The organism is Streptomyces sp. TAA486, from assembly GCF_000426165.1.
The window spans coordinates 382,092-407,174 of the sequence record NZ_AUEV01000008.1 but is presented as its reverse complement, the minus strand read 5'-3'; the positions used below and the strand labels follow the sequence as shown (position 1 = coordinate 407,174).

16 protein-coding genes and 1 rRNA gene are annotated in these 25,083 nt (G+C 71.4%); 7 read left to right on the top strand and 10 right to left on the bottom strand.

What is annotated here, in order from left to right; all coding sequences use genetic code 11:
• Nucleotides 1-76: ribosomal RNA gene (locus I004_RS0114550) — 16S ribosomal RNA — on the bottom strand; the annotation flags it as partial.
• 509 nt (nucleotides 77-585) lie between these two features.
• Here I004_RS0114550 and I004_RS0114545 point away from each other — a divergent pair.
• Together I004_RS0114545 and ptsP are read left to right on the top strand one after the other, a co-directional pair.
• Complete coding sequence (locus tag I004_RS0114545; protein ID WP_028436102.1) at nucleotides 586-1,035, top strand: PTS glucose transporter subunit IIA; 450 nt, start codon at nucleotides 586-588, stop codon at nucleotides 1,033-1,035.
• 85 nt (nucleotides 1,036-1,120) lie between these two features.
• Nucleotides 1,121-2,791, top strand: a complete 1,671-nt coding sequence (gene ptsP, locus I004_RS0114540; RefSeq protein ID WP_028436101.1) for a phosphoenolpyruvate--protein phosphotransferase — start codon at nucleotides 1,121-1,123, stop codon at nucleotides 2,789-2,791.
• A 122-nt stretch (nucleotides 2,792-2,913) separates the two neighbouring features.
• On the opposite strand, the gene I004_RS0114535 is transcribed toward ptsP, so the two are convergent.
• Together I004_RS0114535 and I004_RS0114530 are read right to left on the bottom strand one after the other, a co-directional pair.
• Nucleotides 2,914-3,876: a hypothetical protein gene (locus I004_RS0114535; protein WP_028436100.1), complete on the bottom strand. Its 963-nt coding sequence runs from the start codon at nucleotides 3,874-3,876 to the stop codon at nucleotides 2,914-2,916.
• An 81-nt stretch (nucleotides 3,877-3,957) separates the two neighbouring features.
• Nucleotides 3,958-5,982 carry an acetoacetate--CoA ligase gene (locus I004_RS0114530; protein ID WP_028436099.1) on the bottom strand — a complete coding sequence of 675 codons (2,025 nt, stop codon included), beginning with the start codon at nucleotides 5,980-5,982 and terminating at the stop codon, nucleotides 3,958-3,960.
• A gap of 289 nt (nucleotides 5,983-6,271) precedes the next feature.
• Between I004_RS0114530 and I004_RS0114525 the strand changes: the two genes are divergently transcribed.
• Nucleotides 6,272-8,557, top strand: coding sequence for a TIM-barrel domain-containing protein (locus I004_RS0114525; protein WP_028436098.1), 2,286 nt, complete (start codon nucleotides 6,272-6,274; stop codon nucleotides 8,555-8,557).
• A gap of 13 nt (nucleotides 8,558-8,570) precedes the next feature.
• A complete protein-coding gene (locus tag I004_RS0114520; RefSeq protein WP_028436097.1) occupies nucleotides 8,571-9,422 on the top strand; it encodes a M15 family metallopeptidase in 852 nt (283 codons plus the stop codon).
• Between the two features lie 220 nt (nucleotides 9,423-9,642).
• Here I004_RS0114520 and I004_RS0114515 read toward each other — a convergent pair whose 3' ends face one another.
• Nucleotides 9,643-11,103 carry an aldehyde dehydrogenase family protein gene (locus I004_RS0114515; RefSeq protein WP_028436096.1) on the bottom strand — a complete coding sequence of 487 codons (1,461 nt, stop codon included), beginning with the start codon at nucleotides 11,101-11,103 and terminating at the stop codon, nucleotides 9,643-9,645.
• Nucleotides 11,104-11,799: 696 nt separating this feature from the next.
• Here I004_RS0114515 and I004_RS0114510 point away from each other — a divergent pair.
• Nucleotides 11,800-12,534, top strand: coding sequence for an MIP/aquaporin family protein (locus tag I004_RS0114510; protein ID WP_028436095.1), 735 nt, complete (start codon nucleotides 11,800-11,802; stop codon nucleotides 12,532-12,534).
• A 61-nt stretch (nucleotides 12,535-12,595) separates the two neighbouring features.
• The gene (glpK, locus tag I004_RS0114505) at nucleotides 12,596-14,104 is read left to right on the top strand and encodes a glycerol kinase GlpK (protein WP_028436094.1); all 1,509 of its coding nucleotides are present in this window, start codon (nucleotides 12,596-12,598) and stop codon (nucleotides 14,102-14,104) included.
• 87 nt (nucleotides 14,105-14,191) lie between these two features.
• On the opposite strand, the gene I004_RS0114500 is transcribed toward glpK, so the two are convergent.
• From I004_RS0114500 to I004_RS0114485, 4 genes are read right to left on the bottom strand one after another with little or no spacing between them, the layout of a single operon-like run.
• On the bottom strand, nucleotides 14,192-14,821 hold the full coding sequence (locus tag I004_RS0114500) for a GTP-binding protein (protein WP_028436093.1): 630 nt from the start codon (nucleotides 14,819-14,821) through the stop codon (nucleotides 14,192-14,194).
• A complete protein-coding gene (locus tag I004_RS0114495; protein ID WP_028436092.1) occupies nucleotides 14,802-15,281 on the bottom strand; it encodes a DUF742 domain-containing protein in 480 nt (159 codons plus the stop codon). Before I004_RS0114495 ends, I004_RS0114500 begins: the two co-directional genes overlap by 20 nt.
• Nucleotides 15,282-15,304: 23 nt before the next feature.
• Nucleotides 15,305-15,748 carry a roadblock/LC7 domain-containing protein gene (locus I004_RS0114490; RefSeq protein WP_028436091.1) on the bottom strand — a complete coding sequence of 148 codons (444 nt, stop codon included), beginning with the start codon at nucleotides 15,746-15,748 and terminating at the stop codon, nucleotides 15,305-15,307.
• Nucleotides 15,745-18,459, bottom strand: coding sequence for a nitrate- and nitrite sensing domain-containing protein (locus tag I004_RS0114485; protein WP_028436090.1), 2,715 nt, complete (start codon nucleotides 18,457-18,459; stop codon nucleotides 15,745-15,747). Before I004_RS0114485 ends, I004_RS0114490 begins: the two co-directional genes overlap by 4 nt.
• A gap of 236 nt (nucleotides 18,460-18,695) precedes the next feature.
• Here I004_RS0114485 and I004_RS33965 point away from each other — a divergent pair, with 236 nt between their 5' ends.
• Nucleotides 18,696-19,064 carry a hypothetical protein gene (locus I004_RS33965; RefSeq protein WP_486579994.1) on the top strand — a complete coding sequence of 123 codons (369 nt, stop codon included), beginning with the start codon at nucleotides 18,696-18,698 and terminating at the stop codon, nucleotides 19,062-19,064.
• Between the two features lie 93 nt (nucleotides 19,065-19,157).
• Here I004_RS33965 and I004_RS0114475 read toward each other — a convergent pair whose 3' ends face one another.
• Both I004_RS0114475 and I004_RS0114470 read right to left on the bottom strand, forming a co-directional pair.
• Nucleotides 19,158-23,936 carry a hypothetical protein gene (locus tag I004_RS0114475; protein WP_028436089.1) on the bottom strand — a complete coding sequence of 1,593 codons (4,779 nt, stop codon included), beginning with the start codon at nucleotides 23,934-23,936 and terminating at the stop codon, nucleotides 19,158-19,160.
• A gap of 162 nt (nucleotides 23,937-24,098) precedes the next feature.
• Entirely contained in the window at nucleotides 24,099-25,001 is a 903-nt protein-coding gene (locus tag I004_RS0114470) for a hypothetical protein (RefSeq protein WP_028436088.1), read from the bottom strand.
• Nucleotides 25,002-25,083: the final 82 nt, after the last annotated feature.

Sequence of the window (25,083 nt, the reverse complement as noted above, 5' to 3'; positions counted from 1 at the left end):
GGCTTCATCGTTCGACTTGCATGTGTTAAGCACGCCGCCAGCGTTCGTCCTGAGCCAGGATCAAACTCTCCGTGAATGCCTTCAAAAAGACAGACCACAAAGAGCGGCACAACCAGGAGGAATAATCCCGGTCGTGCACAGCGTCCTCGCTGTCATCAAAGAAATCCACACCCCCAAAAACCCGGGGATGCGGGGTATCAACATATCTGGCGTTGACTTTTGGCACGCTGTTGAGTTCTCAAAGAACGGACGCTTCCATCACAACCCTCACGGGCCACTCCGGGCGCTTCCCTCTCGGTGATCCCGACACTATCAAAGTCCTTGCCCTGCAATCGAATTGGGGCTTCCGGCCGAGCAGTCGGGCTCTCGGTCGGCCTCCGCACAGTACCGGGCAGTAGGAGCGGAGGCAAATTGTTTTCGCCGCAGGGGTCCGGGGCGCACGCCCGGGGCGCGGTGGGGGACGCACACGCCACGCCCTCTCGCACGCGCTGAGCGGGCGGTTTCCATGACTTACGCTTCTCAACGAGGCGCCGTCCAGGTCAGGTCGGGGACGGCGGACGTTCCGTTCCCTCACCGGGAGGCACCATGACCACCGTTACGTCCCCGTTGGCCGGAGTCGCCGTCGGACTCTCGGCGGTGCCCGACCCTGTCTTCTCCGCAGCGATGGTCGGTCCCGGTACCGCGGTGGACCCGGAGCGGGGGCCCATCGAGGCCGTCTCCCCCGTCGACGGGATCATCGTCTCGCTGCATCCGCACGCCTTCGTCGTCGTCGACGCGGACGGACGCGGTGTGCTGACTCATCTCGGGATCGACACTGTGCAGCTCAACGGAGAAGGGTTCGAACTCCTGGCCTCCAAGGGAGACACGGTGGAGCGCGGACAGCCGCTCGTGCGCTGGGACCCGTCCGTCATCGAACAGGCGGGGAAGTCGCCCATTTCCCCCGTGATCGCTCTCGAGGCCTCCTCGGACTCACTCGGTGCCGTCCTCGAGGAAGGTGCCGTCGACACCGGCACGACGCTCTTCAAGTGGAAGTGACACCCCTACGAACTCCCTCGCAGAGCATCGGTGCCGGTGACGTACAGCGGTGCCGGGCTCACCGCAGCAACCGGAGATGAGTGAGATGGACACAACCCTTCGAGGCGTCGGCGTAAGCCACGGAGTGGCGATCGGCGAGGTACGGCACATGGGCACGGCCGTCATGGAGCCGCCTGCCCGGCAGATCCCCGAATCCGAGACGCCGCGGGAGCAGCAGCGGGCGCAGCGTTCCGTCGAGGCTGTGGCCAACGACTTGATGGCACGGGGAAATCTCGCGGGCGGCGAGGCACAGGCCGTGCTGGAGGCCCAGGCCATGATGGCCCAGGACCCCGAACTGCTGGCCGACGTGGAGCGCCGCATCGCCGTCGGGAGCACGGCGGAACGTGCCGTCTACGACGCCTTTGCCTCCTACCGTGCGCTGCTGGCCGGGGCCGGCGAGTATCTGGCCGGGCGGGTGGCGGACCTGGACGACGTGCGCAATCGCATCGTGGCGCGCCTGATGGGCGTGGCGATGCCCGGCGTGCCGGACAGCGACCAGCCGTTCGTGCTCGTCGCTCGCGACCTGGCCCCCGCGGACACCGCACTGCTGGATCCGTCCCTCGTGCTCGGCTTCGTGACGGAGGAGGGCGGGCCGACCAGTCACAGTGCGATTCTCGCCCGGGCCCTGGGAGTGCCCGCCGTGGTGGCACTCGCGGGTGCGTGTGACGTGGCCGAGGGAACCGTCGTCGCCGTCGACGGCAGCTCCGGAACCGTGCGTGTCTCGCCCAGCGAAGCCGAACAGGCCGAGCTGGCCCGGGAGGCCCAGGAACGGAGGGCGGCGCTGGACGCGGCCAAGGGGCCTGGAGCGACATCCGACGGTCACAACGTGCCACTGCTGGCGAACGTCGGCGGGCCCGCCGATGTGGGTGCCGCCCTCGAGGCCGGGGCGGAGGGCGTCGGGCTGTTCCGTACCGAGTTCCTCTTCCTCGACGACAGCACGAAGGCGCCCTCCGAGGAGAAGCAGGTCACGGCCTACAGGCAGGTGCTCGAGGCGTTCCCCGAGGGACGTGTCGTCGTGCGCGTCCTGGATGCCGGGGCCGACAAGCCGCTGGACTTCCTCACCCCTGGCGATGAACCGAACCCGGCTCTCGGCGTCCGTGGTCTGCGTACGCTGCTCGACCATCCCGAGGTGCTCCGGGGGCAGCTCACCGCGCTCGCGAAGGCGGCCGACGGGCTGCCCGTCTATCTCGAGGTGATGGCCCCCATGGTGGCCGACCGCGCCGACGCCAAGGCCTTCGCCGCCGCCTGCCGGGAGGCGGGCCTGGAGGCCAAGTGCGGCGTGATGGTGGAGGTGCCGTCGGCGGCGCTGCGGGCCCGGTCGGTGCTGCAGGAGGTGGAGTTCCTCTCTCTGGGGACGAACGATCTCGCGCAGTACACCTTTGCCGCGGACCGTCAAGTCGGTGCGGTCTCCCGGTTGCAGGATCCCTGGCAGCCCGCGCTGCTGGACCTGGTGGCGCTCGCCACCGAGGCCGCGGCGGCGGAGGGGAAGAGCTGCGGCGTGTGCGGCGAGGCTGCCGCGGATCCGCTGCTGGCCTGCGTGCTGACGGGGCTTGGCGTGACCAGCCTGTCGATGGGTGCCGCCTCCATTCCGTACGTGCGGGCCACGCTCGCCAAGCACACGCTGGCGCAGTGCGAGCGTGCGGCCTCCGCGGCGCGGGCCGCCGACTCCGCGCAGGATTCGCGCATCGCCGCCCAGGCCGTGCTCTCCGGCGAGTGAGCCGGACGAGCGGCGGCGCGGGCGAAGCATCCTCGCCGTCCTGAGAGCACTTGCGAACACCGGCTGCTCTGCCGGCATCGCCTGACGGGCCCGAACATTTCCGAGGCGGCCGACGGACCGGGTCAGCAGTGCAGTTCACCTCCGGGGTGCGGAAGGTCATGGCCAGGGGCATGCTCGACGCCGGGCTCGGGGGCGACGGGCTCTCGGGTCGCAGGGTCCGTGCAGTACGCGGCGAAGACCTCGGCGGCGCTCAGCGGCCGTAGCCAGCATGCCGAAGGGTCCAGTTGCCAGCCGCGCACCACGTCACGCACCGCATGCCTGTCACCGCCGGTGCCGGCGGCGGCCGTTGCGGCCTCGCCCGCTTCCGTTCGCGGGCCGGCTGTTTCCGTACGCAGCACGAGACCTCCGTCGCTGCCGGTGGCGATGCCCGCGGCGAGGGCGGTGGTCAGTGCCAGCACCGCGGACTCATTGGCGTCGAGGGCGCCTTCGCCGGTACGCCGCACGTCCATTGCGGTGACGAGGGGTGAACCCGCGACGGCGACGCTGACGACCAGGTGATGGACGCCGGAGCCCGCGGCGTCGAGCACCGCGCTCACCGCCCGCGCGGCCCTGTCGAAGGCCGCCCTCCCGATGTCGCTCCCGCAGCGTCCGCACGATCCCACCCGGGCCAGGATCTCCACCCCGGTCTGCCAGGTGAGACGGCAGGCGTGTGCGTCGCGTAGCTCGGGCAACAACCGGCCCAGGGTCTGCCCTCCGTACGGCACTGTGGTGCCGGCAGCGGCGACCTCCGCGACGTACCGGTTACGGCTGACCGCGGTGTCGGGGTCGAGCGCCTGTTCCTGGCAGAACAGCTCGTAGTCGACAGCGTCGAACAGCGCCAGTCGAGTGTGCACATGATCTGCCGTCAGCGAACGCAGCAGTTCCTCGAGTTGGCGCAGATAGCTCCGGTGATCGTCGAAGGCGAAGGACCCGTAGGTACGCATGCGGGCGAAGTGCACCTCGTCGGCCAGGACCGGCACGATGCTCGGTGCTTCGCGGCGCAGGATGCGGCGACGGCTGCGCTTGCGGCTTCTGGTGTGTGCCATGGGCTCCCCCTCGGACCGTACGGATCACTTGCTCACTCACCGTAATCAGGGGGTCTGACAGTGGCGCCCTGGCGGGCCCGGTCAGCCGTTGCGCTCCTGGGCCAGCCGTTCGTAGAAGCGCAGCAGTTCGACGTCGTCGACGGAGCCGGGGTTGACGGCCTTGTCCAGCCGGGTGCCCTGGAGAAGGCGCTTGACCGGTACTTCGAGGCGCTTTCCGGTCAGGGTGTGCGGCACGCCGTCGATCTGGATGATCTCGTCGGGCACATGGCGCGGTGAGAGCCCTTCACGGATGGTGCGCTTGACGCGGTCACGCAGCGCGTCGTCGAGCTCGGCCCCCTGGGCGAGGTGGACGAAGAGCGGCATCCAGTAGCCGCCGTCGGCCTGCTCGACGCCGATGACGAGGGACTCGCGGATCTCCGGCAGACGCTCGACGGCCTCGTAGATGTCGGCCGAACCCATGCGGACACCCTGGCGGTTGAGCGTGGAGTCCGAACGGCCGTGAATGACAACGGTGTTGCGGCCGGTGAGCGTGATCCAGTCGCCGTGCCGCCAGACACCCGGGAACATCTCGAAGTAGCTGTCCCTGTAGCGAGAACCGTCCGGGTCGTTCCAGAAGTGGATGGGCATGGACGGCATGGGGCGGGTGACGACGAGCTCGCCGACCTCGTCGGTGAGGGGCTTGCCCTGCGGGTCCCAGGACTGCAGATCGGTCGCGAGTGAGGGGGCCTGCAGCTCACCCGCGTGCACGGGGAGCGTGGGGACTGCGCCGGCGAAGCAGCTGCACACGTCGGTGCCGCCGCTGACGGAGGCGATCCACATGTCGTGGGAGATCTCGTCGTGGATCCAGCGGAAGCCGTCGGGCGGCAGCGGCGAGCCGGTGGTGGCGACGCAATTGACGCCGGAGAGGTCCAGGTCGCGGCCCGGATGGATGTCCGCCTTGCCGCAAGCCATGATGTACGCCGCCGACGTACCGAAGAAGGTCGTGCCGGTACGGGCGGCCACGTTCCACTGGGCGTTCATGTCCGGGTATCCGGCGCTGCCGTCGTAGGTGACGACGGTGCAGCCTGTCAGCAGGCCGGAGACGAGGAAGTTCCACATCATCCAGCCCGTGGACGTGTACCAGAAGAAGCGGTCGCCGGGGCCGGTGTCGCAGTGCAGTCCGAGCTGCTTGAGGTGTTCCAGGAGGATGCCGCCCTGCGACTGCACGATGGCCTTGGGCAGCCCGGTGGTTCCCGACGAGTACAGGACCCACAGGGGGTGTGCGAAGGGGACCTGCTCGAAGACGGGTTCGCTGTCCTGCGAGCCGGTGAGCGCGGACCACTCGAGCATTCCCTCGGGCGCGGGCGTGCCGAGCAGGGGGACGTGAACCACCGCGCGCAGACTGGGCAGTTCGCGGCGGAGTTCGGCCACGGTCTCGCGGCGGTCGTGTTCCTTGCCGCCGTAGCGGTATCCGTCCACCGTGAACAGGACGGCGGGCTCGACCTGCTGGAAGCGGTCCAGGACGCTGCGGGCACCGAAGTCGGGCGCGCACGACGTCCACACCGCGCCGACGGCGGCGGTCGCGAGCAGGGCGACAACCGCCTCCGGGATGTTGGGCAGGTAGCCGCTGACGCGGTCGCCCGGGCCCACGCCGATGCGGCGAAGCTCGGCGGACAACGAGCCCACCTGGCGCCGCAGTTCGCGCCATGTGACGGGGCGGGGCTCGTGCTCCTCGTCGACGTGAAGAAGGGCCGGATCGTCCGCGCGCGCCGGGTCCTCCGCAGCGCGCAGTGCGTGCTCGGCGTAGTTGAGCTTCGCCCCGGGGAACCATTCGGCGCCGGGCATCGCGGAGTCGGCGAGCACCGTCTCGTACGGGGACGAGAAGCGGACGTCGAACCACTCGGTGAGCGCCGTCCAGAACGCCGTCAGCTCCTCCACGGACCAGCGGTGCAGCGCGGCGTAGCTCGCCTCCGGGTCACCGGGGACGGCGGCGGGCGCACCGTGGTGTTCGGCCGCCCACGCCTGGAAACGCGTGATCCGTGCGCCAGCCACGCGGTCCGCGTCCGGCTGCCAGAGGGGTTCCGGCGTAACGGGCTGCGGCTGCGGTGTGCTGTGCGCTGTGGTCATGGCGGCTCCCGGTCCGTTTGGGCTGGCGGCACGCCTGGCGGGCGTACGTCTGACTGATCAGGACGATGCCATGCGGCCATCCCTCACGCCAGGGCGCACACCACATGCCGGGCTCGAGGCGAATGTGGCGGGACCATGCTCCGACTGTGAGAGGCACGGGCGCGCGCACCACACATCGACGGGGTGTACGTGGAGGCGCAGGGGCGCACGACAAGAGCGGATGGTCCCTGGATGAACTCCAGTTGAACGCCGATGACGGCTGCCGCACCCCGCTGGCACCCTGAACAGCATGGATGGGCGTGGCCTGGTGGGGACGGTGAGGGCGGCGGGCGCGGCCTGGCGGGCGCGGTCCGGGGGCTCCTCGTGGGGGCGCCGTCGTACGGCCGCCGGCCGGGAGCAGCCGCAGGGGGCCGAGAGGGCGCGCGTGCCCGGGTCGGCGAGCGGGGCGCTGGCGCGGCCGGGGGGCGGACTGATCCAGTTCGGACGTTCATCGCTCCTGGTGCAGGTGGCGACGGGCGGAGCAGTCTTCCTGGGCTGGGACGGGGCGGAGCCGTGCCCGTCCTCGGCGCTGCCCGGGCCTGCTCCGACGCCGGACACGCGGGCGGTGCTGGAGCCGGACAAGGACGGCGGGTGGCGGGTGGTCTCCGAGCGGCTGCTCGTTACCGTCACCCGGCACGGCACCGTGGACGTGTGCACTCCGGGCGGCGAACTGCTCCGCAGGGACCTGCCGCCGCGCTGGTGGGAGGCGACCGGAGGGCGAGGGCCCTACGCGCAACGGCAGCTCGCCCAGCGGAACGGGAAGAACGGGGAGGCGGGCGCGACGGCTCAGGATGCGGCGGGCGGCGGGTCCACCGAGGGCGGGGAGCCTGCCGCACCGCGGGAGCGGGTGGCGGAACCATCGGCGTCCCCCCGGGCCGGGGGTGGCCGCTGGATGCACCGCTCCCAAGTGGCCGCCGACGCCCGCTTCTTCGGCCTGGGCGGGCATGCCTGTGGGCCGCCGCTGCCGAACGGCTCGTACCGGTTGCGCAACTGGGAGGGTGCCGCCCCGGACGCGGCCGCGGCCCCGGACGACGGCATGCCGCACATCACCATGCCCGTGCAGCTGGTCGTGGCGGACGCGGGCACGCACCTGGTCTTCCACGACAACCCGGGAGAGGGCCGGGTGACGGTACGGGAGGGCGTGGAAGGCAGAGGGTCGGGACACGACCGGCCGGGGTCAAGCGAGATCCGGATGGACGGCGGGCCGTTGCGCTACTGGGTGATCGCCGGGCCGCCCGCACGCGTGCTGCACAGCTGGGCGAGGCTCACGGGTGCGCCGTCACTGCCGCCCGGCTGGGCTCTGGGCTATCAGCACTCGGGTCAGTTCTCGGGGTCCGCCCGCCGGGCACGCGATGCGGCCACCGGATACCGCGAGCGTGAACTGCCGCTGCGCGCCCTGCGCTTGGACGAGGACAGGCATGCCGGACACCGGCTTCTCAGGGGAGGGCGGGGAAGGACGGCCGACGATCTGCCGCGCCTTTCCGCCGAGTTGAGGACCGATGGCGTGGAGCTGGTGGCGCCCGGACGGGCCGGGAGAGCGGTGACTTCCGCATCGGCAGGCAGGGACGTGACCGACGCCGACACAGGCGACGCGCCGGTGACCGGCGGCGCCGCGACCGGCGAGGCAGCGGAGAACGGCACGAACACCAGCACAGGCACGGACTCCCGCACCGGCACCGGCAACGAGTTCGTCCTCATGTCCTCGGGCTGGGCGGGCATGCAGCGCGGCGGCGGCACCTGGGGCGGGGAGGTTCCCACCGGGTGGGAGGGGCTGCGTGCGTCGCTGTCCCTGGTCGTCGGAATGGGGCTGTGCGGTGTGCCGTACTCGGGCCCAGGGATCGGCGGGACGACCGGCTCACCGTCTCCGGAGCTGTATCTGCGCTGGTTCCAACTCGCCGCCTGGTACCCGCACTTCCACGCGCACGGCGCCAAGGGAGCCGGTTCGCGGGAACCTTGGGCGTTCGGCGGTGAGGTCCTGGAGGGCTGTGCGGCTGCGATGGCCGAACGGGAGCGGCTTCGCCCGTACTTCACGACACTCGCTCATGTGGCCCACCGCACGGGAGCTCCGTATGTACGCCCCCTGTGGTGGCAGCACCCTCGCGAGCGTTCGCTGCGCGAGTGCGGTGACGCCTTCCTGCTGGGGGACGCGCTGCTGGTGGCGCCCGTCCTGGAGGAGGGCATGCGCCGGCGTCCGGTGCGGCTGCCGTACGGGCGCTGGTACGAGACGGTCACCGGCGAGGTGCACGAGGGGCCGGGCGAAGTGCTGCTCGACGCCCCTCTGTCGCGCATTCCCGTCCTCGCGCGGGCCGGTGCCGCCGTGCCGGTGAGCGGAGCCGACAGAGGCACGGAACTGGAGGTGTGGCCGCCGGCACCAGGACGCAGGGGCAAGGGACTTGTCATCCGCGACACCGACGAGAGCGGCGCGGATCATCCCGCACCCGCCGAGCGGTTCACCGTCGTGCGACGCGACGACACCACCGTGGTGACCCGTGAAGACGGTGCTCCCGCGGGCTACCCGGTACGGGTGCGCGGCTGATAGACGAATGGCCATGGCAGCATTCAGAGGATCATTCAGCCGCACGGCACTCACCGCCGCGCTGCTCGCCCTGGCCACACTCGTGCCCGCCGCGCCGGCCGCCTCGGCCGCGACCGGCACCGATCCGGGCGCTCCCGGTCCCGGGAAGCACCAGGACCCCTCCGCTCCTGAGGAGTTCGTCGCGCTGCGTGACGTCGCGCCCTCCGTCCTGGAGGAGATGCGCTACCGGACGCACCACAACTTCGTCGGCGACCGGGTGCACGGCTACCGGCAGGGCATGTGCATCGTCACCCGCGACACGGCCGAGGCGCTGAAGACGGCGCAGCGGTCCTTCCTCAAGAAGGGCTACTCCCTGAAGGTGTACGACTGTTACCGCCCGCAGCGGGCCGTCGACCACTTCGTGGAATGGGCCAAGGACCTGGACGACGAACGGATGAAGGACGAGTTCTATCCGCGTGTGGAGAAGGACCGCCTCTTCGAGGACGGCTACATAGCGGAGAAGTCCGGCCACAGCAGGGGCAGTACGGTCGACCTCACCCTCGTGCGCCTGCCGGCGCAGCCGACGCGTCCGTACAGGCCTGGTGAACCGCTGGTGTCCTGCTTTGCACCCAAGGACGTGCGCTTCCCCGACAACTCCATCGACATGGGCACCGGTTACGACTGCTTCGACACGCTCTCGCACACCCTCGATCCCCGTATCAAGGGCAAGCAGCGGGCGAACCGGATGCTACTGAAGGACACGTTGGAGAACGCCGGGTTCACCAATCTCCCCGAGGAGTGGTGGCACTACACGCTCACCGAGGAGACCTTCCCGGAGACCTATTTCGACTTCCCCGTCTGGCGCCGCGCGCTCAACGGTCACTGAGCGCCTGGCAGTCGGGCGGACGGCCGTCCGGCAGCCCTGTGTCCTGCACAGTCGTGGCGGACGGCGGCACGGCACCACCCCCGTGGATCCCCTGCCTCCGTCCTGTCGTCGTGGACGGCCCTGGCCCCGGTACGGTTCGTGCCCGGGGCGGCCCGTACGGGCGTGTGTTCGTCCGGTGACGCGTCCGTGACATCCGGGACCGGAGTGAGGTTTTCGGTGCTCAGAACGGGTAGTGCGCGTGCCGGGCGGCCACGGTGACCCAGCGGGTGTTGCTGAACGCCTCGATGCCCCAGCGGCCGCCGAACCGGCCGTAACCGGAGGCCTTGAAGCCTCCGAACGGCACCTGCGGCTCGTCCGCCACGGACTGGTCGCCGACGTGCACGATGCCGGTGCGAATGCGGCGTGCGACGGAGAGACCGTGCGTGCCGTTCTCGGTGATGATGCCGCAAGTCAGGCCGTGCTCGGTGTCGTTGGCCAGGGTGACGGCCTCGTCGTCGCCGGTGAAGGTGGCGATCGCGCAGACGGGCCCGAACGCTTCACCGTGGTACAGCTCCATGCCTGGCGTGACGCCCGTGAGCACGGTCGCCGGGTGCACGGCGTTCTCGGGCGCGCCTCCCCCGGTGAGCACGTCGGCGCCCTTGCCGACGGCGTCCCGGACGAGCGCCGCAACACGCTCCGCCGAGGCCGCGCTCACCATCGGCCCGATGACGGTGGTGGGTTCCTCCGGCCCGCCGTGCGGCAGCGCGGCGACCTTCGCGGTGAACTTCTGGGTGAACTCCTCGGCCAGCGACTCGTGTACGAGGATCCGGTCGCCCGACATGCAGATCTGGCCGGCGTTCATGAAGACCGCGAACGTCGCGGCGTCCACCGCGTAGTCCACGTCGGCGTCGTCGAGGACGATCACCGAGTTCTTGCCGCCCAACTCCAGTACGGCGGGCTTGAGATGCTGCGCCGCGAGGTTGCCGATGAGACGGCCGACGCCCGTCGAGCCGGTGAAGTTGACGGCGCGGACAGCGGGTTCGGCCACCAGGGTCTCGGCGACGTCGGCGGCGTCCTCCGGAGCGTTGCTGACGACGTTGAGCACACCGTCGGGCAGGCCGGCCTCCCTCAGCACGTCCGCCACGAAGTAGCCGCAGGAGAGCGGGGCGTCCTCGCTGGGCTTGACCACGACGGTGTTCCCCGCGGCCAGCGGAGCGGCGACGGCTCGGGTGCCGAGTATCACCGGGGCGTTCCACGGCGCGAACGCGGCGACCACTCCGACCGGTTCGCGAACCGCGAGGCTCAGCCTCTCTCCGTCCTGCGGGGTGAGCACCTCGCCCCGGGGTGCGCTGACCGCGGCGGCGGCCTCACGGAGCATGCCGGAGGCCAGGTGCACGTTGAACAGGGCCCACGGACGGCTGCCTCCGGCTTCCTGCGCCATGTAGGTCGCTGCCTCGTCGGCCCGGGACTCCAGGATGTCGGCCGCCTTGAGGAAGACCGCACGGCGCTCGGCCGGCCCGGTGGCCGACCAGGCGGGGAACGCGGCGTCGGCGGCAGCCACCGCCCTGCGCACGTCCTCCGGACCGCCCGCCGCGACCGTGGCGTACACCTCGCCGGTGTACGGGTTGCGGTCCTCGGCCGTGCGCCCGGAGACGGCGGGGGTCTCCTGTCCGCCGATGAGCAGGTCGCGGTGGATGGTCATGGCGGGTCCTCCCGAGGTGAGAGCAGTCCGGGTGCCAGGTCTCACCGCCGGGGCACGGGCGACGGGGCCGCCGGACGCCGCGAGCAAGACCATGTTCGCCAGACGAACTTTCGTTCATAGTCGCTGGCGGGAGTCTCCGGCTGACCTGCACCGGTGTCAACGGTCCTGCCTCTCCGCCCCGGCATCATCCGGGCATCTTGAGGGCGGAGGCCGGGCTTCGTCCGGGTGGCGCACGGCCGCTGGACGATCGGCCGGGCCCCGGCTCGCGTCCGCACCCTCCCCGCGGACCCCGCGGACCCACGCGCTCGGTCCGGGCCGACTGCCCGCTGCTGCCCGACTGGGTTCCATCACCCGCGCGTCGTGAGGCCAACGGCAGCGGGCGGAACCGCCCACCCGCACGTCCTCTCACCGTCGTCAGGGAAAGCCCGGAATCCGGGGGAAATACGGAACCGATCACTCCGACACGGCGGCGATGTCGATGACCTCTGCGCCCCCATACGTCCATGATGTCAGTGCCCTTGACGGTCCCTCAGCTGCGATGAACACTGCCGACACGCTCGTCACGGAGACCGGGCGGGGTGGCGCGCCGGACCGTGATCAGCGGCCCTCTGCCCTGGCGCCGGCTCCGTGCCAGATCAGCACCATCCCGGAGGATCGTCCGGGGCGTCTGCCCCGGCCAAGGGACAAGGAGCCGTCATGAGCCAGTTCTCCAACACGGACATCTTCGCGGGCGAGGTCATCGGAACCGCGATTCTCATCCTCTTCGGTGCCGGTGTCTGTGCCGCCGTCAACCTCCGCTTCTCCAAGGCCGCCGCTTCCGGCTGGGTGGTCATCGCTTTCGGCTGGGGCTTCGGCGTGCTCGCCGGTGCCTACACGGCGCTGCCGCTCTCGGGCGGGCACATCAATCCCGCGGTGACCGTGGCACTCGCCATCGACTCCGGCGAGTGGAGCAAGGTGCCGCTCTACATAGGCTCGCAGATGATCGGCGCCGTGATCGGCGCCGTCCTGGTGTGGGTGGCCTACTACGCGCAGTTCGCCGCCAACGCCGATCCCGAGTTCGCCCAGGGCACGCTGGGCAACTTCTCGACCATCCCCGAGGTGCGCCAGCCGGCCGCCAACATGGCCACCGAGATAGTCGCCACGATCGCGCTGGTCCTGCCGATCCTCGCCTTCGGCGCGACCACGGCGCTCGCCAAGACGGGCACGCAGGTCCTCATCGTCTCGCTGCTCGTCGTCGGTATCGGGCTCTCGCTCGGCGGCCCGACGGGGTACGCCATCAACCCCGCCCGTGACCTGGGACCGCGCATAGCCCACGCGCTCCTGCCGATCCCCAACAAGGGCGGGTCCGACTGGGGTTACTCCTGGGTCCCGGTCGCCGGGCCGCTCGTCGGGGCCGTCATAGCCGCGGGCATCTACAAACTCGCCTTCTGATTCCCGGGCCCCAGGCCCCGGGAATCTCACCAGCACTCCGGTTCGGACAAGGGACGCGATCATGTCGGACAAGTTCGTCGCAGCGATCGACCAAGGCACTACCTCAAGCCGCTGCATCATCTTCAACCAGGACGGCGCCCCCGTAGCCGTCGACCAGCGCGAGCACCGCCAGATCTTCCCCAAGCCTGGCTGGGTGGAGCACGACGCCACCGAAATCTGGTCCAAGGTGCAGGCCGTGGTGGCCGGTGCGATCGCGAAGGCCGGCCTTCGCGCCGACCAGCTGAGCGCACTGGGCATCACCAACCAGCGTGAGACCACCGTCCTGTGGGACAGGAAGACCGGACAGCCGGTACACAACGCCGTCGTCTGGCAGGACACCCGCACCGCCGCCCTCTGCACCGAGCTGGGCGGCTCGGACGGCCAGGACCGCTTCCGCGACCGTACGGGCCTGCCGCTGGCCAGCTACTTCGCCGGGCCCAAGGTGGCCTGGCTGCTCGACAACGTGCCCGGACTGCGGCAGCGGGCCGAAGCCGGGGAGATCGCCTTCGGCACCATCGATTCCTGGCTGATCTGGAATCTCACGGGCGGCACCGAGGGCGGTGTACACGTCACCGACGTCACCAACGCCGGCCGCACGATGCTGATGAATCTGGAGACCCTCCAGTGGGACCAGTCCATCCTCGACGCGATGAATGTGCCGGCGGCCGTGCTGCCCGAGATCAAGTCATCGGCCGAGGTGTACGGGACAGCCCACGGTCAGGTCGCGGGGGTGCCGGTGGCGTCGGCACTGGGCGACCAGCACGCGGCCCTGTTCGGGCAGACCTGCTACGCCGTCGGCGAGGCCAAGAACACCTACGGGACCGGGTCCTTCCTGCTGCTCAACACCGGGCACCGGCCGGTTCCCAGCAAGAACGGCCTGCTGACGACGATGGCCTACCAGCTCGGGACCGAAGCCCCCACGTACTGCCTCGAGGGGTCCATCGCCATCACCGGTGCCCTCGTCCAGTGGTTCCGCGACCAGCTCGGCATCATCAAGGAGGCTGCGGAGATCGAGACGCTCGCCGCGAGCGTCGAGGACAACGGCGGTGCGTACATCGTTCCCGCCTTCTCGGGGCTCTTCGCACCGTACTGGCGCTCGGACGCACGCGGCGTCGTGGCAGGGCTGACCCGCTATGTCACCAAGGCGCACCTGGCGCGGGCCGTGCTGGAGGCGACCAGCTGGCAGACGCGTGAGGTCGTGGACGCGATGTACCAGGACTCCGGCGTCCACATCACGAGTCTGAAGGTCGACGGCGGGATGACGGGCAACAACCTGCTGATGCGGCATCAGGCGGATGTGCTGGGAGTGCCGGTGATCCGGCCGGTGGTCGCGGAGACGACCTGTCTCGGCGCCGCGTACGCCGCGGGGCTCGCGACGGGGGTCTGGTCGGACCTCGACGAGCTGAGCAGCCACTGGAAGCGTGACGCGGAGTGGACCCCGCAGATGGACTCGGAGACGCGGGACCGGGAGTACCACAACTGGCGCAAGGCGGTGGAGCGCAGCTTCGGCTGGCTGGAGGACGGCCAGTGACCGGCTGAGACCGACGCACCACTGCCGCGGCGCCACGCAGGAGCAGCACGGCGCGGCGCACTGGCGCCTCGTTCCGTCCCGGTGGGTTCAGCGCACCGGGGCGGGGCGGGGCGCCGCTTCCTGGGCGGCGACGGCACGGCGCATGGCGTGCTCGACGACCGAGACCAGTACGTCCCTCACGGAGTCACGGCGCCGGGCGTCGCACACCAGCACCGGCACCTCCGCGTCGAGGTCGAGGGCCTCGCGGATGGCCTCGGGAGGGTAGACCTCGGCGTCGTCGAAGTGGTTGACGGCGACGGTGAAGGGGATGCCGCGGCGTTCGAAGTAGTCGATGCCGGCGAAGCTGTCCTCCAGCCGCCGTGTGTCGACGAGGACGACGGCACCCAGCGCGCCGTGCGCCAGCTCGTCCCACAGGAACCAGAAGCGGTCCTGTCCGGGCGTGCCGAACAGGTACAGCACCAAGCCTTCGTTGATGGTGATGCGGCCGAAGTCCATCGCGACGGTGGTGGTGGTTTTCGCCTCGACGCCCGCCGTGTCGTCCACCGGGCGTCCCGCCTCGGTGAGTGTCTCCTCCGTGCGCAGCGGCTTGATCTCGCTGACGGAGCCGACGAGGGTCGTCTTACCGACGCCGAAGCCGCCCGCCACGAGCAGCTTCAGTGTCACGGGTTCGGCCGGCGACGCCGTGGCGGCGCCTCGCTTAGAGCGCCCGAAGGCCATCGATTACCTCTCTGAGAATGCTTTCGTCCGGCAGTTCCGCCGGAGGGACGGGCCGGCTGACGCGGACCCAGTCCGCGTCGATGAGGTCCCCGATGAGAACACGTACGACGCCGACGGGAAGGTCGAGTTCGGCGGACAGTTCCGCGACGGACTGCGGAGCACGGCGGCACTGGACGACGATGTCGACGTGCTCGGGAGCAAGCGAGTTGTCCGCGAGCACGTCGGCGTTGTCCTGGGAGCCGCCGCCGTTCTCCTCACCGGCCGCGCCCTCGTGATTCTCGCCCTTGCCGTCACCGTTCTCCTGCGGCTTCGCGTCCCCTTCACCGTCCCGGCTCTGGGCGATCACGAGTGCGATGAGGTCGAGTCGTGCCTCGTCGGAGCTGCTGCGGGTGCGGCCGCGCGTCATCGCGTACGGCCGCACCACAGGCCCTGCGGCGTCGTCGAACCACCGGTCCGTCATCACTGTGTCCCGTTCAGATCCCGTCAGTTCCCACCGGCGTGGCGGGACGGGTTCGACCGGGGGGCAGTGCCCAGGTGCGCACCGACCCGCTTCACCAGCAGCGTCATCTCGTATGCGATCAGTCCGACGTCGGCGTCGGCATCGGCGACGACCGCGAGGCAGCTGCCGTCACCGGCGGCCGTGACGAAGAGGAATGCCTCCTCCAGTTCGACGACGGTCTGCCGCACACCGCCCACGTCGAAGTGGCGGCCGACGCCCTTGGCGAGGCTGTGGAAGCCGGACGCCACCGCGGCCAGGTGCTCGCCGTCCTCCCGCGTCAGGTCCAGGGAAGCTCCACGGGGCAGCCCGTCGCCGGAGAGTACGAGAGCCTTGCTGATGCTGCCGACACGTTGGACCAACTCGTCGAGGAGCCAGTTGAGTTCACCGCTCCCAGAAGCGGTGTTCTCCGTGCCTTTCGGTGCGGTCATCGACCGTCCCCCTCCGGTGTCGTTCCTGGTGCTGACTCCGTCGCCTCGTCCCCCGATGCGCCGGCGTTCTGCTGGCGACCGCGCTGCCAGCCGCGCTGGAGCGAGGCCATTCTGCTGCGTACCTCGTCCGCGTCGCGGTTCGCCAGATCCTCGGAGCGCGAACCGTGATCGCCGCGCCCCGTCGTGCCTTCGGCCGAATCCTGTTTGAGCTGGGGTGCCAGGTTCGCCTGACGGACCCTGCGGGGCAATCCGGCGACCGTGGCGGACGGTGCGGATGCGCCGGGGTTCGTCGTACCCGATTCCGCGTCCGTGGGACGGTGCTGACGGTCGCGGTGCCCGCGTCCCTCGGTCCGCTCCTCGGCTTCGTCCGTCTCCTGTCCCTCAGCCGTCTCCGGGCTGCCGACGGTGCGCCCATGGTCCGCGACCAGCACGGGTGTACGGGGGCGGCGCCGGGGCAGCGGGGCGAGTCGGCCCTTGCCGTCTCCCTGTGGCGACTTGGGCCGTGAGGAGCCGTCTGCCTCGTCGTCGGCCTGCTGGTGCTGCTCGAGTCCGGGCTTGGGGCCGCCCAGAGCAGGCGGACCGGCGCTGTGCAGGGCGGTGCGGGGCACGCCCGCGTCCTCCCTGCTGCTGTCGCGTCCCGGTCCTTCCTCCAACTCGCCGAGCGGGGCCTCCAGTTCGACCGGTCCGTCCAGGGCGGCGCGCTGCCGCGGCGTAGCCGGGGAGCCGGGTCCGGAGGGGCCGCGGGTGAGGGCGTCGAGCCGTGTGCCGGAGACACCGTTGCCGGCGGATTCCCGCTCCAGGCGGTCGTCGTCCTGGCCGGTGGTCTCGGTGAGGATCCTGCCGGGGAGGAGGACGACGGCGGTGGTGCCGCCGTACGGCGAGGGCTGGAGCGAGACGCGTACGCCCTGGCGCTGGGCCAGCCGGGAGACCACGAAGAGACCGAGGCGGTCGGTGTCGGAGAGTTCGAACTCCGGTGTCTCCGCGAGCCGCAGGTTCGCCTCCAGGAGCGCGTCGGCGGCCATGCCAAGGCCCCGGTCGTGGATCTCCAGGGTGTAGCCGTTGGCCACGCGTTCGCCGAGCACCTGGACCGCGGTGTGCGGCGGTGAGAACACGGTGGCGTTCTCCAGGAGTTCGGCGATCAGGTGCGTGATGTCGGCGACCGAGCCGCCGTCGACGGCGAGCCGCGGGAGGCGGCGCACCTCGATGCGCTCGTAGTCCTCGACCTCGGCGACCGCTGCCCGCACGACGTCCATCAGCTGCACCGGCTTGCGCCACTGACGGGAGGGCGCGGCCCCGGAGAGGATGACGAGGCCCTCCGCGTGGCGGCGCATGCGGGTGGTGAGGTGGTCGAGGCGGAACAGGTCGGCGAGTTCGTCGGAGTCCTCGGTACGCCGCTCCATGTGGTCCAGGAGGCTCAGCTGACGGTGCAGCAGCACCTGGTTGCGGCGGGCGAGGTTGACGAACACCTCGGAGACGCCGCGGCGCATGTCGGCCTGCTTGACAGCCGCTTCGACGGCCGCGCGCTGAAGGGTGTTCACCGCCTGGCCGACCTGGCCGGACTCGTCCTGCGGGTACTCCAGTCTCGGCGCCTCGGTCTCGATGTCGACGGTCTCCCCCGCGGCGAGACGGCGCATGACGCTCGGCAGCCGCACTCCCGCGGCCTCCTGGGCCTCCCTGCGCAGGGTGCGCAGATCCCGTACGAGGCCACGGCCGACGCGGAAGGAGATGATGATCGAGGCGATGACGGCCGCGGCGCCCAGGACGACGGAGGCGCCAGCCTGGATGAGCACCATGGTCGCGTCCGGCTGCACGCGCTGCTCGTAGCGGTCGCGGGCCTCGAAGTTCATGCGCTCGAGGTCGGTGAGGACGGTGGAGGTCGCCGACTGCCAGCGCTCCACGTTGACGACTCCGTCGGTGCCGCGGCTGCCCGCCGCGATGACGGCGTCCTCGTAGCTGCGCAGTGTGCGGCCGTCGGTGCCGTTCCAGTACGTGTCGAAGTTCTGCCGCTCCTCGGCGGGCAGTTCCGAGAGCGTCGTCTGGTAGGTGAGGTTCCGCTCGGCGACACGGTCGGAGAACGCACGCCGGTCGCCCTTGGTCATCGTCCCTGAGGCGAGCGCCGCGGCCATCAACGCGTCCTCGCGGGAGAGGTATTCGCGGGCCCGCTCCAGGCCGACGAGGGCGCGTCCCTGCTTGTCCAGGTCGACGTCGTCGAGGCCCCCGAGTGCGCTGAGGAAGGTGTAGCAGGGATCGATGAGTTCGTTGTACGCCTGGAAGGCGCCGCCGCGTGTGAGCGTGTTCTCGCCCGCCTTGCGGACCTTCTCCAGGCCGTCGAGCTTGTCCAGCATCGTGTCCAGGCGCTGGTGCGCGTTGCCGGTCAGGTTCGAACGCAGCCCGGGCGAACGGGCGTTGTCGCGCAGCTTCGCGATCTGCGCATCGGTGTCCTTCTGCTGCTTCTTCAGCTGGGTGAGTGCCTCGGAACCGCGCGGGTCGGCAAGGTAGACCATCACCTGCCGACGCTCACGCTGGAGCGCCTGGGCTGCGTCCTGCGCCGGATCGCCCACCTTGTCCACGGTGTTGACCACGTTGAGCAGGTCCTGCGCCTGACGGCCGGTGACGTACGTGGCGAAGGCCCAGATGGACACCAGAGACAACAGCGGCACCAGCAGCAGCACCACGATCTTCCGGCGGATCGACCTACCGCGCAAGCGCATGGCCTCCCCTAGTCAACCCCCTCCGTCCGGGGGTGAGTTCCGACAGCAAACGGCGTGAGCCTACTACTGACGCAGGACCGAGTCGTAGATGTGTCCGAGCGGGAAAACCGGCCGTCCAGGGTGCCTCATCCTGAGATGTCCGGCGATGCCCCACACGCGTCACCGGATTGTGGCGCAAGCCACTGACGTGGAAACGTGAGACGTGTGGGGGATATTGAGGGGGGAGTGAAAGGATCATGTACGCGAAGCCCAGACTGCCGGATCCGGTACGTTCTGCGGCGGTGCGGGCGCTTGTGATAGTCGCTGTGACGCTCGTGCAGTTGATGGTCGCGGTGCTGTGCTCACTCGCGAAGGTGTGGCTGGCCTTCCCCATGGTGATCTCCACCGTGGCGAGCACAGTGGTGGCGACCTGGGCGGTCCTGGATGTGTGGGTGACGCGTCAGGTGTGGCGGCAGCGGCACGGCGTGCTCTCCGAACCGAGCAGCGCCGCCCGCGAGCGGGCGGTGGAGAAGGCCAGGTCGCGGACGAAGCAGGGGGCAGACCACAGCGGCCGGGTCCCGCGGGCGCGGACACACGGGGAGCACGTGAACGACCGCGGGCGGTGAACCCGGACGGACAACGGCAGTACGGGGTTGCTGCCGAGATGCCCTCGTCACACGGCGGCACAGGCCCAGTTGACGCGGGGCCAATCGGACCGGTCAGGACTCCCGGCGGGGGCCGTCGGCCTGTGCCGGGACGCGGGGCTGCCGGCCTCCGCCCTCGGGCCTGCGGAACATGCGCGTCGCAGTGATCTCGCCGTGGACGGGCTCCTCCTCGGGGTCCTGCTGCGGCAGTCCGGGGCGCAGATGCTCCTCGACGCTGATGTACTTCAGCCCCGCCCGCAGGTCGGCGTCGTTGCGCAGGCGGATGACGAGGGGGAACTCGGCCAGAGCTGTGGTGTCGAACAGGCCGGTCGTGTACAGCAGTTGGACTCCGAGCGCATCCGCGACGGCCCGCTGCAGCTCCAGGAGGTAGGTGGCGTTGGCGCGGCCGATGGGGTTGTCGAGGAAGAGCGTCCCGGCGTGACGGTCCCTCTCGTGGCCGCGGTCGTTGCCGCGCAGCGCCGCCATGGTGCAGTAGAGGGCGATGGCGGCTGTCAGCAGCTGGCCGCCGGAGAAGACGTCTCCCATCTGGCCGACGGGCACCCGCTCGGCGCGCAGCACTGAGTCCGGTTTGAGGATCTCCACCGAGACCCCGCGCGGCTCCAGGGCGGCGTGAACTCCCCGCAGCAGCAACGACATTCCGTCCCGCCGCAGGTCGGAGTTCTTCGCGACGGCGGTGCGGGTGGCCTCGTCGATGACGTCGCCCAGCCGCTCGGACAGAACGGCCTGGTCGGGGTCGTCGAACCGGATGCGCAGGAACTCCTGGCCCGACCACTCCCCCAGACCCTCCGGCAGCCGGGAGAGGCGCTGGGCCGAGCGCAGCGTCGCCAGTGACGACTCCACGAGTCCGCGCAGCCGGTCGACGATGCTCTCGCGGTTGCGCTCGAGTTGCTCCAGCTCGTCGCTGAGCACACGGAGCCGCGGCGCGAAGGCCTCGGCCCAAGCGGAGGCGTGGTCGGGCAGTGCTGAGGCGGGCAGTTCGCGGATCTGCTGCCGGGCCGGCGTGCGGACCTGCTCGTACCGGGAGGAGTTGGCGTGCCGTACCAGCACGTCGGACGCCTCACGCACGGCCTGGTCGGCAGCGGACAGGTCGGCGGCGCAGCCGCGCAGGGATCGGCGTGCCTCGGCGGCTGCCTGGCGTGCCTCGGTTGGCGTGCCGGGATAGGGCTCGGGGGCCTCGGCGCCCTCCGCCGCCGCCTGCTGCGGGTCGCGCAGCAGGTCGCGCAGGAGCACCGCGGTCTCGTCGAATCCGTCCGCGGCCTCCTCGGCGGCCCGGTGCGCCCGCACGAGAGCGGCGTGTGCGCCGCGGGCCTCGTCCCATTCGTCGCTGTGCGCGGCCAGTTCGACGTTGGCGGTACGCAGCAGGCGCTGGGCCTCCTCGACGTCGCCGGGTTCCATGCCCGCGGCGAGTTCCGTGTGGCACTCGCCCTGCGCCGGGGCCAGGCGCTCCGCTTCACCGCGCAGTCTGCCGAGTTGTTCGCTCGCCGCGGCGGCGCGGGACTCCAGCATCTGCACGCGTGACTCGGCGCGGGCCGCAGCGGCCTGACGGGCCGGCCCGTCCGCGCCGTCGGCGCCGTCCAGGAGCTGCGCGGCACGCGTGCGGACCTTGTTGGTCAGCCGGTCCAGGGCGGCCCGCGACGCGGACTCGTCACTCTCCGCGTGAGCCTGCTCGGCCCGCAGATCCGCGCCGACGCCGACCTTGTCGTACAGGCTGGAGGCTGATCTGTACGCCTCGCGCAGTGCGGGCAGCGACGTGCCGTCCGGCGGCTGGAGGGTTTCGTCGATGTCGTCGGGGACGCCGGCGATCTGGGCGCGCTCCGCCCGCAAGGCACGTGCGGTGCGCCGGGCGTCGTCCGCGGCACGCTGGGCGGCACGCCTGTCCTCGTCGGCGGCGCGGGCGCGGACCAGGCAGACCTCGGCGCGCTCCTCGGCCTCCACCGTCTCCTCGGCCAGAGCGCGCAGCCGGCTCAGCCGGCCGCCCCGCTCACGCAGTCGCGAGGCGAGGCCCGCGAGGGCGTCGGCGCGGCGATGTGCCTGTTGCGCCTGCTCCTGCCGCTCGTCCCGCACGCGGCCCGCGTCGACGGCGGCCTCCTCCGCCTCTTCGTGCGCCGTCCGTGCGTGCGCGAGGTGTTCGCGGGCGGCTGCCGCGGCGGCGCGGGTGTCCTGTGCGGCGACGGCAAGTTCGGCGAGGCGCCCGGGAGGGCAGCCGGTGCGCCAGGAGGCAAGGCGGGCGGCGAGCGTCCGGTCCTCGGAGAGCCGGGCCGCGACGGTGCGGATCTCCTCGTCGCGGGCGAGCGCCCTGGTGCGCAGCTGACGGCGCTCCTCGTCGGCGGCGTGCTCGTCGTGCATCGCCGGGTTCGGCGGTACGAGGAAGACGTCGTCGCGGCGGGCGGCGGAGCCCTCGCGGGGCACGGGCGCGAGGAGGGCCGCGGCCGTGCCGACGGCCACCGCCGACCGGGGCAGCAACGCCGCACCGGACAGGGCCTCCTGTGCACGTACGTGGCTGGCCGGGTCGGTGATGATGACGCCGTCGACAAGCTCCGGGCGGGCGGCGAGCACGTCGGCGTGATCGGCGGGGTCGACGGCCTGGGCGAGGTACCGCCAGCCCGGCAGGGCCGGGATGCCGTGCTCGCCGAGGAAGTCGACGGTCGCGGTCACGTCCGGTGCGGGTGGCAGCAGTCCCCCGTCGCCAAGTGCGCCGAGCATGCGGGAGTCCTCTGCCGCCGCGGTGCGCAGCTCGAACAGCTGGCGTTCGCAGGCCGCGACGGCGTCGTCCAGCAGCTCCGTCAGCGACTCGCCTCCGGCGTCCAACTCCTCGGCGGTCAGCGGGCTCGCGGTGCCCGGTGTGCCGTCGCCCGTGCCGCCCGGGGACGCGCCGGCCGCTGCCTTCTCGTCGCCTGCAGGTGCCGTGCGCGGCGAGGGCACGGCGGGCGGGGCGGGCTCCCCGTCGTGGGACGCGCCCGGGGTGGCATGCGTACCGGCGTGCGGAAGGCCGAGGAGCTCGGCGAGGCGTTCCTCCGTGCCCAGGGCCTCCGCGGTGCGGCTTTCCGCGCTGTGCGCCGCGGAAGCCGCTTCCGCTGCGTCTTCTGCGCGGGCGGCGGCGAGTTCGGCACGGGAGAGCTCGGCGCTCGCCTCCTGCGCACGCTCGGCAGCGCGGCGTGCGGCCTCGCGTGATTCCTCCCAGGCGGAGGTGAGACTCTGCCCGGCGTCCTCGGCGGCAAGCGCGGCGGCGGCAGGGTCCGCCTCGCCGTCGTCGTCCTTCGCCGCCTCGATCCAGCCGGCGCGCACTGCCTCCTCGGTCTCCTCCTCCACCTCCGCGAGACGCTGGCGCAGATGGTCCGTCTCGCTGCGGGCGCGCTGTGCCTCGGTGGCGGCCGCGGTCGCGTCGCGGTGTGCGGCCTCCGAACCGGCCTGGAGCTGTGCCGAGCGTTCCTCCTCTTCGGTGGCGACGCGTTCCGCGTCCTCGGCGGCGGCGTGCAGAGCTCGTACGAGACCGGCGGCGGCCGTGGCGCGGGCGGCGAGGGCCGGAGCGGCGTCGCGTTCCGCCTCGCGGATGGCGTCGGAGAGCCGGGCGGCCCGGTCGGCGGCTGTGCGGTGGGCCAGAACCGTCTCGGCGGCCTGCCAGGCCGAGTGCAGAGTGCGGGCCTCAGCGAGTTCCCGGCGCTGGGCGGAGGCGGCCTTCTCGGCGCCCTCCAGCGCCAACGAGGCGTGTCTGTAGGCCAGTTCGGCCGCGATGAGGGACGAGCGCTCACATGTGTCACCGGCGCGCGTGACGGCCTGCTCCGCCTCGGCGACCTGGCCCGCGAGTTCGGTGCCGCGGTCCCGCTCCGCGCCGCCCCGGGCCGCGAGGCGGCGCACCAGGGTACGGGCGCGCCCTTCGGCGGCGGCGTGGATGGCGCGGGCACGCTCGCGCTGTTCCGCGGATTCCGCGATGCGGCGGAGCAGGTCCAACGAGCCGGCGGTGAAGTCACGTTCGGCGGTGAGTTCGCTGCGGCGGCCGAGCTTGTGGGCGAAGCCGTGGACCAGATCGGCGAGTCCGTCGGTGTCGCGGGTGTCGGTGACGGCGCGCAGCAGCAGGTCGGTGAAGTCCGAGTCGTTCTTCACGGCGAAGAGGCCGGCGGCCTCTCCCTCGTCCGCATTCATCTCCCGCTGGTAGCGGAAGAGTTCGGGGTCGAGGCCGAGGCCCGTGAGGCGTTCCGTCCAGCGCTCGTGCACCTCTTCCCAGGCGACGTCGAGGTTCGGGTACGCCTTCCCCGTCTCGGTCAGCACGTCGCGGAAGCCCTTCATCGTGCGGCGGCGCCCCCGTGCGGACGAGGTGCCCTCGGACGGCGGACGCAGCGCGGCGGACTCGGCGACGGGCAGCGAGTCCAGGCTCATCCCGGGACCGGGGCGGAAGGAGTACCACGCCTCGGCGAACTTCCTGGGGTCGCTGGAGACCTGACGTCCGCGCCATTCGCTGACCTTGCCCACGACGACCGTCTCCCCTGTGCGCGTGTGCTGCCACTCCAGCGCCACGTGCCCGCAGTCGTCTGCGAGGAGGAACTTGCGCAGCACGCCCGAGCTCGCACCGCCGAGCGTGTTGCGATGGCCCGGCAGCATCACGGAGAAGATCAGCTTGAGCAGGACGGACTTGCCTCCGCCGTTCTCCAGGAAGAGCACCCCCGCGGGGGCGGGACGGCAGGGCGGCCCGCCCGGCTCTTCCTCGAAGAAGTCGGCCTGAGCGGGAGCGGGGCTGGGCACCGGGCCGCCGACTCCGCGCAGATCCAGCACGGTGTCGGCGTAGCGCGCACCGGCGGGCCCGATGGAGTAGAGGCGGATCCGGGACAGCTCGTACATGGTGGCGGGCTCTCGTGGTCGTGGTCCGTCAGGGGTGCCGCACGGCGCTGCGCGGCGCCCGCTCACGCGGACGGGCGGGTACGGGGCAGAGGTACTGGTCACGTGCTCGGTGTGGCGGGCGGGGAGGCGGCAACGGGGTCACGTCGGAACCGGTCGGCCCGGTCAGGTGTGGAACGGAAGGGCGGCGTCTCCCGGGACCCCCAGCTCCTCCCCGTCGGGGGACGGCAGGAGCGTGGCACTTCCGTCGCTGACGGGGACGACGCCCAGCTCCAGCAGTTCGGACATGGCAGCGCTGCCCGCCATGTCACGGACCTGGAGCTGATAGCGGGGCGTGGTGCGGTAGGTGCCCCCGCCGTCGTCGCTCGTGCGCTGCAGGAACCCGGAGTCGGCGAGAAAGGCGACGGCCTTCCCGATGATGCCCGTCGTCGAACCGGCAAGCCGGCGGGCGTCCTTGGTGGCACCGGTGGTGCTGCGTCGTGCGTAGACGCGCCAGGCGCCCTCGAGCCCCGGGGCGTCGACGGCCGGGTCCGCGTTCTCCCCCGCCTCCTCGGCGCGCTCCGCCAGCCGGCGGCAGGCCTGCCGTACGAAGGAGTCCACCCCGTTGACCGAGATGCGGCCGATGTAGGCGTCGTCGGCCAGGTCTTCGGGACGGGGAAAGGCCATGGCAGCCACGGCCAGATGGGCCAGCCCGTGCAGGAAGCGGTCGGCTGAGTCCGCGGTGGCACGGCGTGAGTAGTCGCCCATGCGGACGGCGAAGGCCGACTCCTCTCCGGCGGCGAGCGCCATGCCCGCCCTGGTGGAAACCTCCAGGACGACGAGGCCCAGGCCGGTCGCGACGGCGTCGGCGAGACGGGCGAAGGCTGGTTCGTCGCGGTAGCGCCGCAGCAGGCCCGCGTATTCGGCGTCACGGGCGGGGAGCAGCTTGGGGTGCAGCCCGAAGGAGACCAGGCGCGCGGCGTCGGCGGTGTCCGCGGGTGTGACGGCGGCCTGCGAGCCACCGGCCGGTGAGCCGGCCTCGGCGCCCGCGCTCTCCTGCGCCGCGAACGGGGCGGGGGTGGCGGACATCGAACCGGCGCCGTCGTCGGGGTGTTCGGTCAACGGTGCGTCACTCCTGCGCAGGGGTCGGATGCGGGAAACGGCACGGGGA

Excerpts from the sequence above, each read along its gene's own strand:
- I004_RS0114545 (WP_028436102.1), top strand. The coding sequence starts at position 586 with ATGACCACCGTTACGTCCCCGTTGGCCGGAGTCGCCGTCGGACTCTCG.
- ptsP (WP_028436101.1), top strand. The coding sequence starts at position 1,121 with ATGGACACAACCCTTCGAGGCGTCGGCGTAAGCCACGGAGTGGCGATC.
- I004_RS0114535 (WP_028436100.1), bottom strand. The coding sequence starts at position 3,876 with ATGGCACACACCAGAAGCCGCAAGCGCAGCCGTCGCCGCATCCTGCGC.
- I004_RS0114530 (WP_028436099.1), bottom strand. The coding sequence starts at position 5,982 with ATGACCACAGCGCACAGCACACCGCAGCCGCAGCCCGTTACGCCGGAA.
- I004_RS0114525 (WP_028436098.1), top strand. The coding sequence starts at position 6,272 with ATGGATGGGCGTGGCCTGGTGGGGACGGTGAGGGCGGCGGGCGCGGCC.
- I004_RS0114520 (WP_028436097.1), top strand. The coding sequence starts at position 8,571 with ATGGCAGCATTCAGAGGATCATTCAGCCGCACGGCACTCACCGCCGCG.
- I004_RS0114515 (WP_028436096.1), bottom strand. The coding sequence starts at position 11,103 with ATGACCATCCACCGCGACCTGCTCATCGGCGGACAGGAGACCCCCGCC.
- I004_RS0114510 (WP_028436095.1), top strand. The coding sequence starts at position 11,800 with ATGAGCCAGTTCTCCAACACGGACATCTTCGCGGGCGAGGTCATCGGA.
- glpK (WP_028436094.1), top strand. The coding sequence starts at position 12,596 with ATGTCGGACAAGTTCGTCGCAGCGATCGACCAAGGCACTACCTCAAGC.
- I004_RS0114500 (WP_028436093.1), bottom strand. The coding sequence starts at position 14,821 with ATGGCCTTCGGGCGCTCTAAGCGAGGCGCCGCCACGGCGTCGCCGGCC.
- I004_RS0114495 (WP_028436092.1), bottom strand. The coding sequence starts at position 15,281 with ATGACGGACCGGTGGTTCGACGACGCCGCAGGGCCTGTGGTGCGGCCG.
- I004_RS0114490 (WP_028436091.1), bottom strand. The coding sequence starts at position 15,748 with ATGACCGCACCGAAAGGCACGGAGAACACCGCTTCTGGGAGCGGTGAA.
- I004_RS0114485 (WP_028436090.1), bottom strand. The coding sequence starts at position 18,459 with ATGCGCTTGCGCGGTAGGTCGATCCGCCGGAAGATCGTGGTGCTGCTG.
- I004_RS33965 (WP_486579994.1), top strand. The coding sequence starts at position 18,696 with ATGTACGCGAAGCCCAGACTGCCGGATCCGGTACGTTCTGCGGCGGTG.
- I004_RS0114475 (WP_028436089.1), bottom strand. The coding sequence starts at position 23,936 with ATGTACGAGCTGTCCCGGATCCGCCTCTACTCCATCGGGCCCGCCGGT.
- I004_RS0114470 (WP_028436088.1), bottom strand. The coding sequence starts at position 25,001 with ATGTCCGCCACCCCCGCCCCGTTCGCGGCGCAGGAGAGCGCGGGCGCC.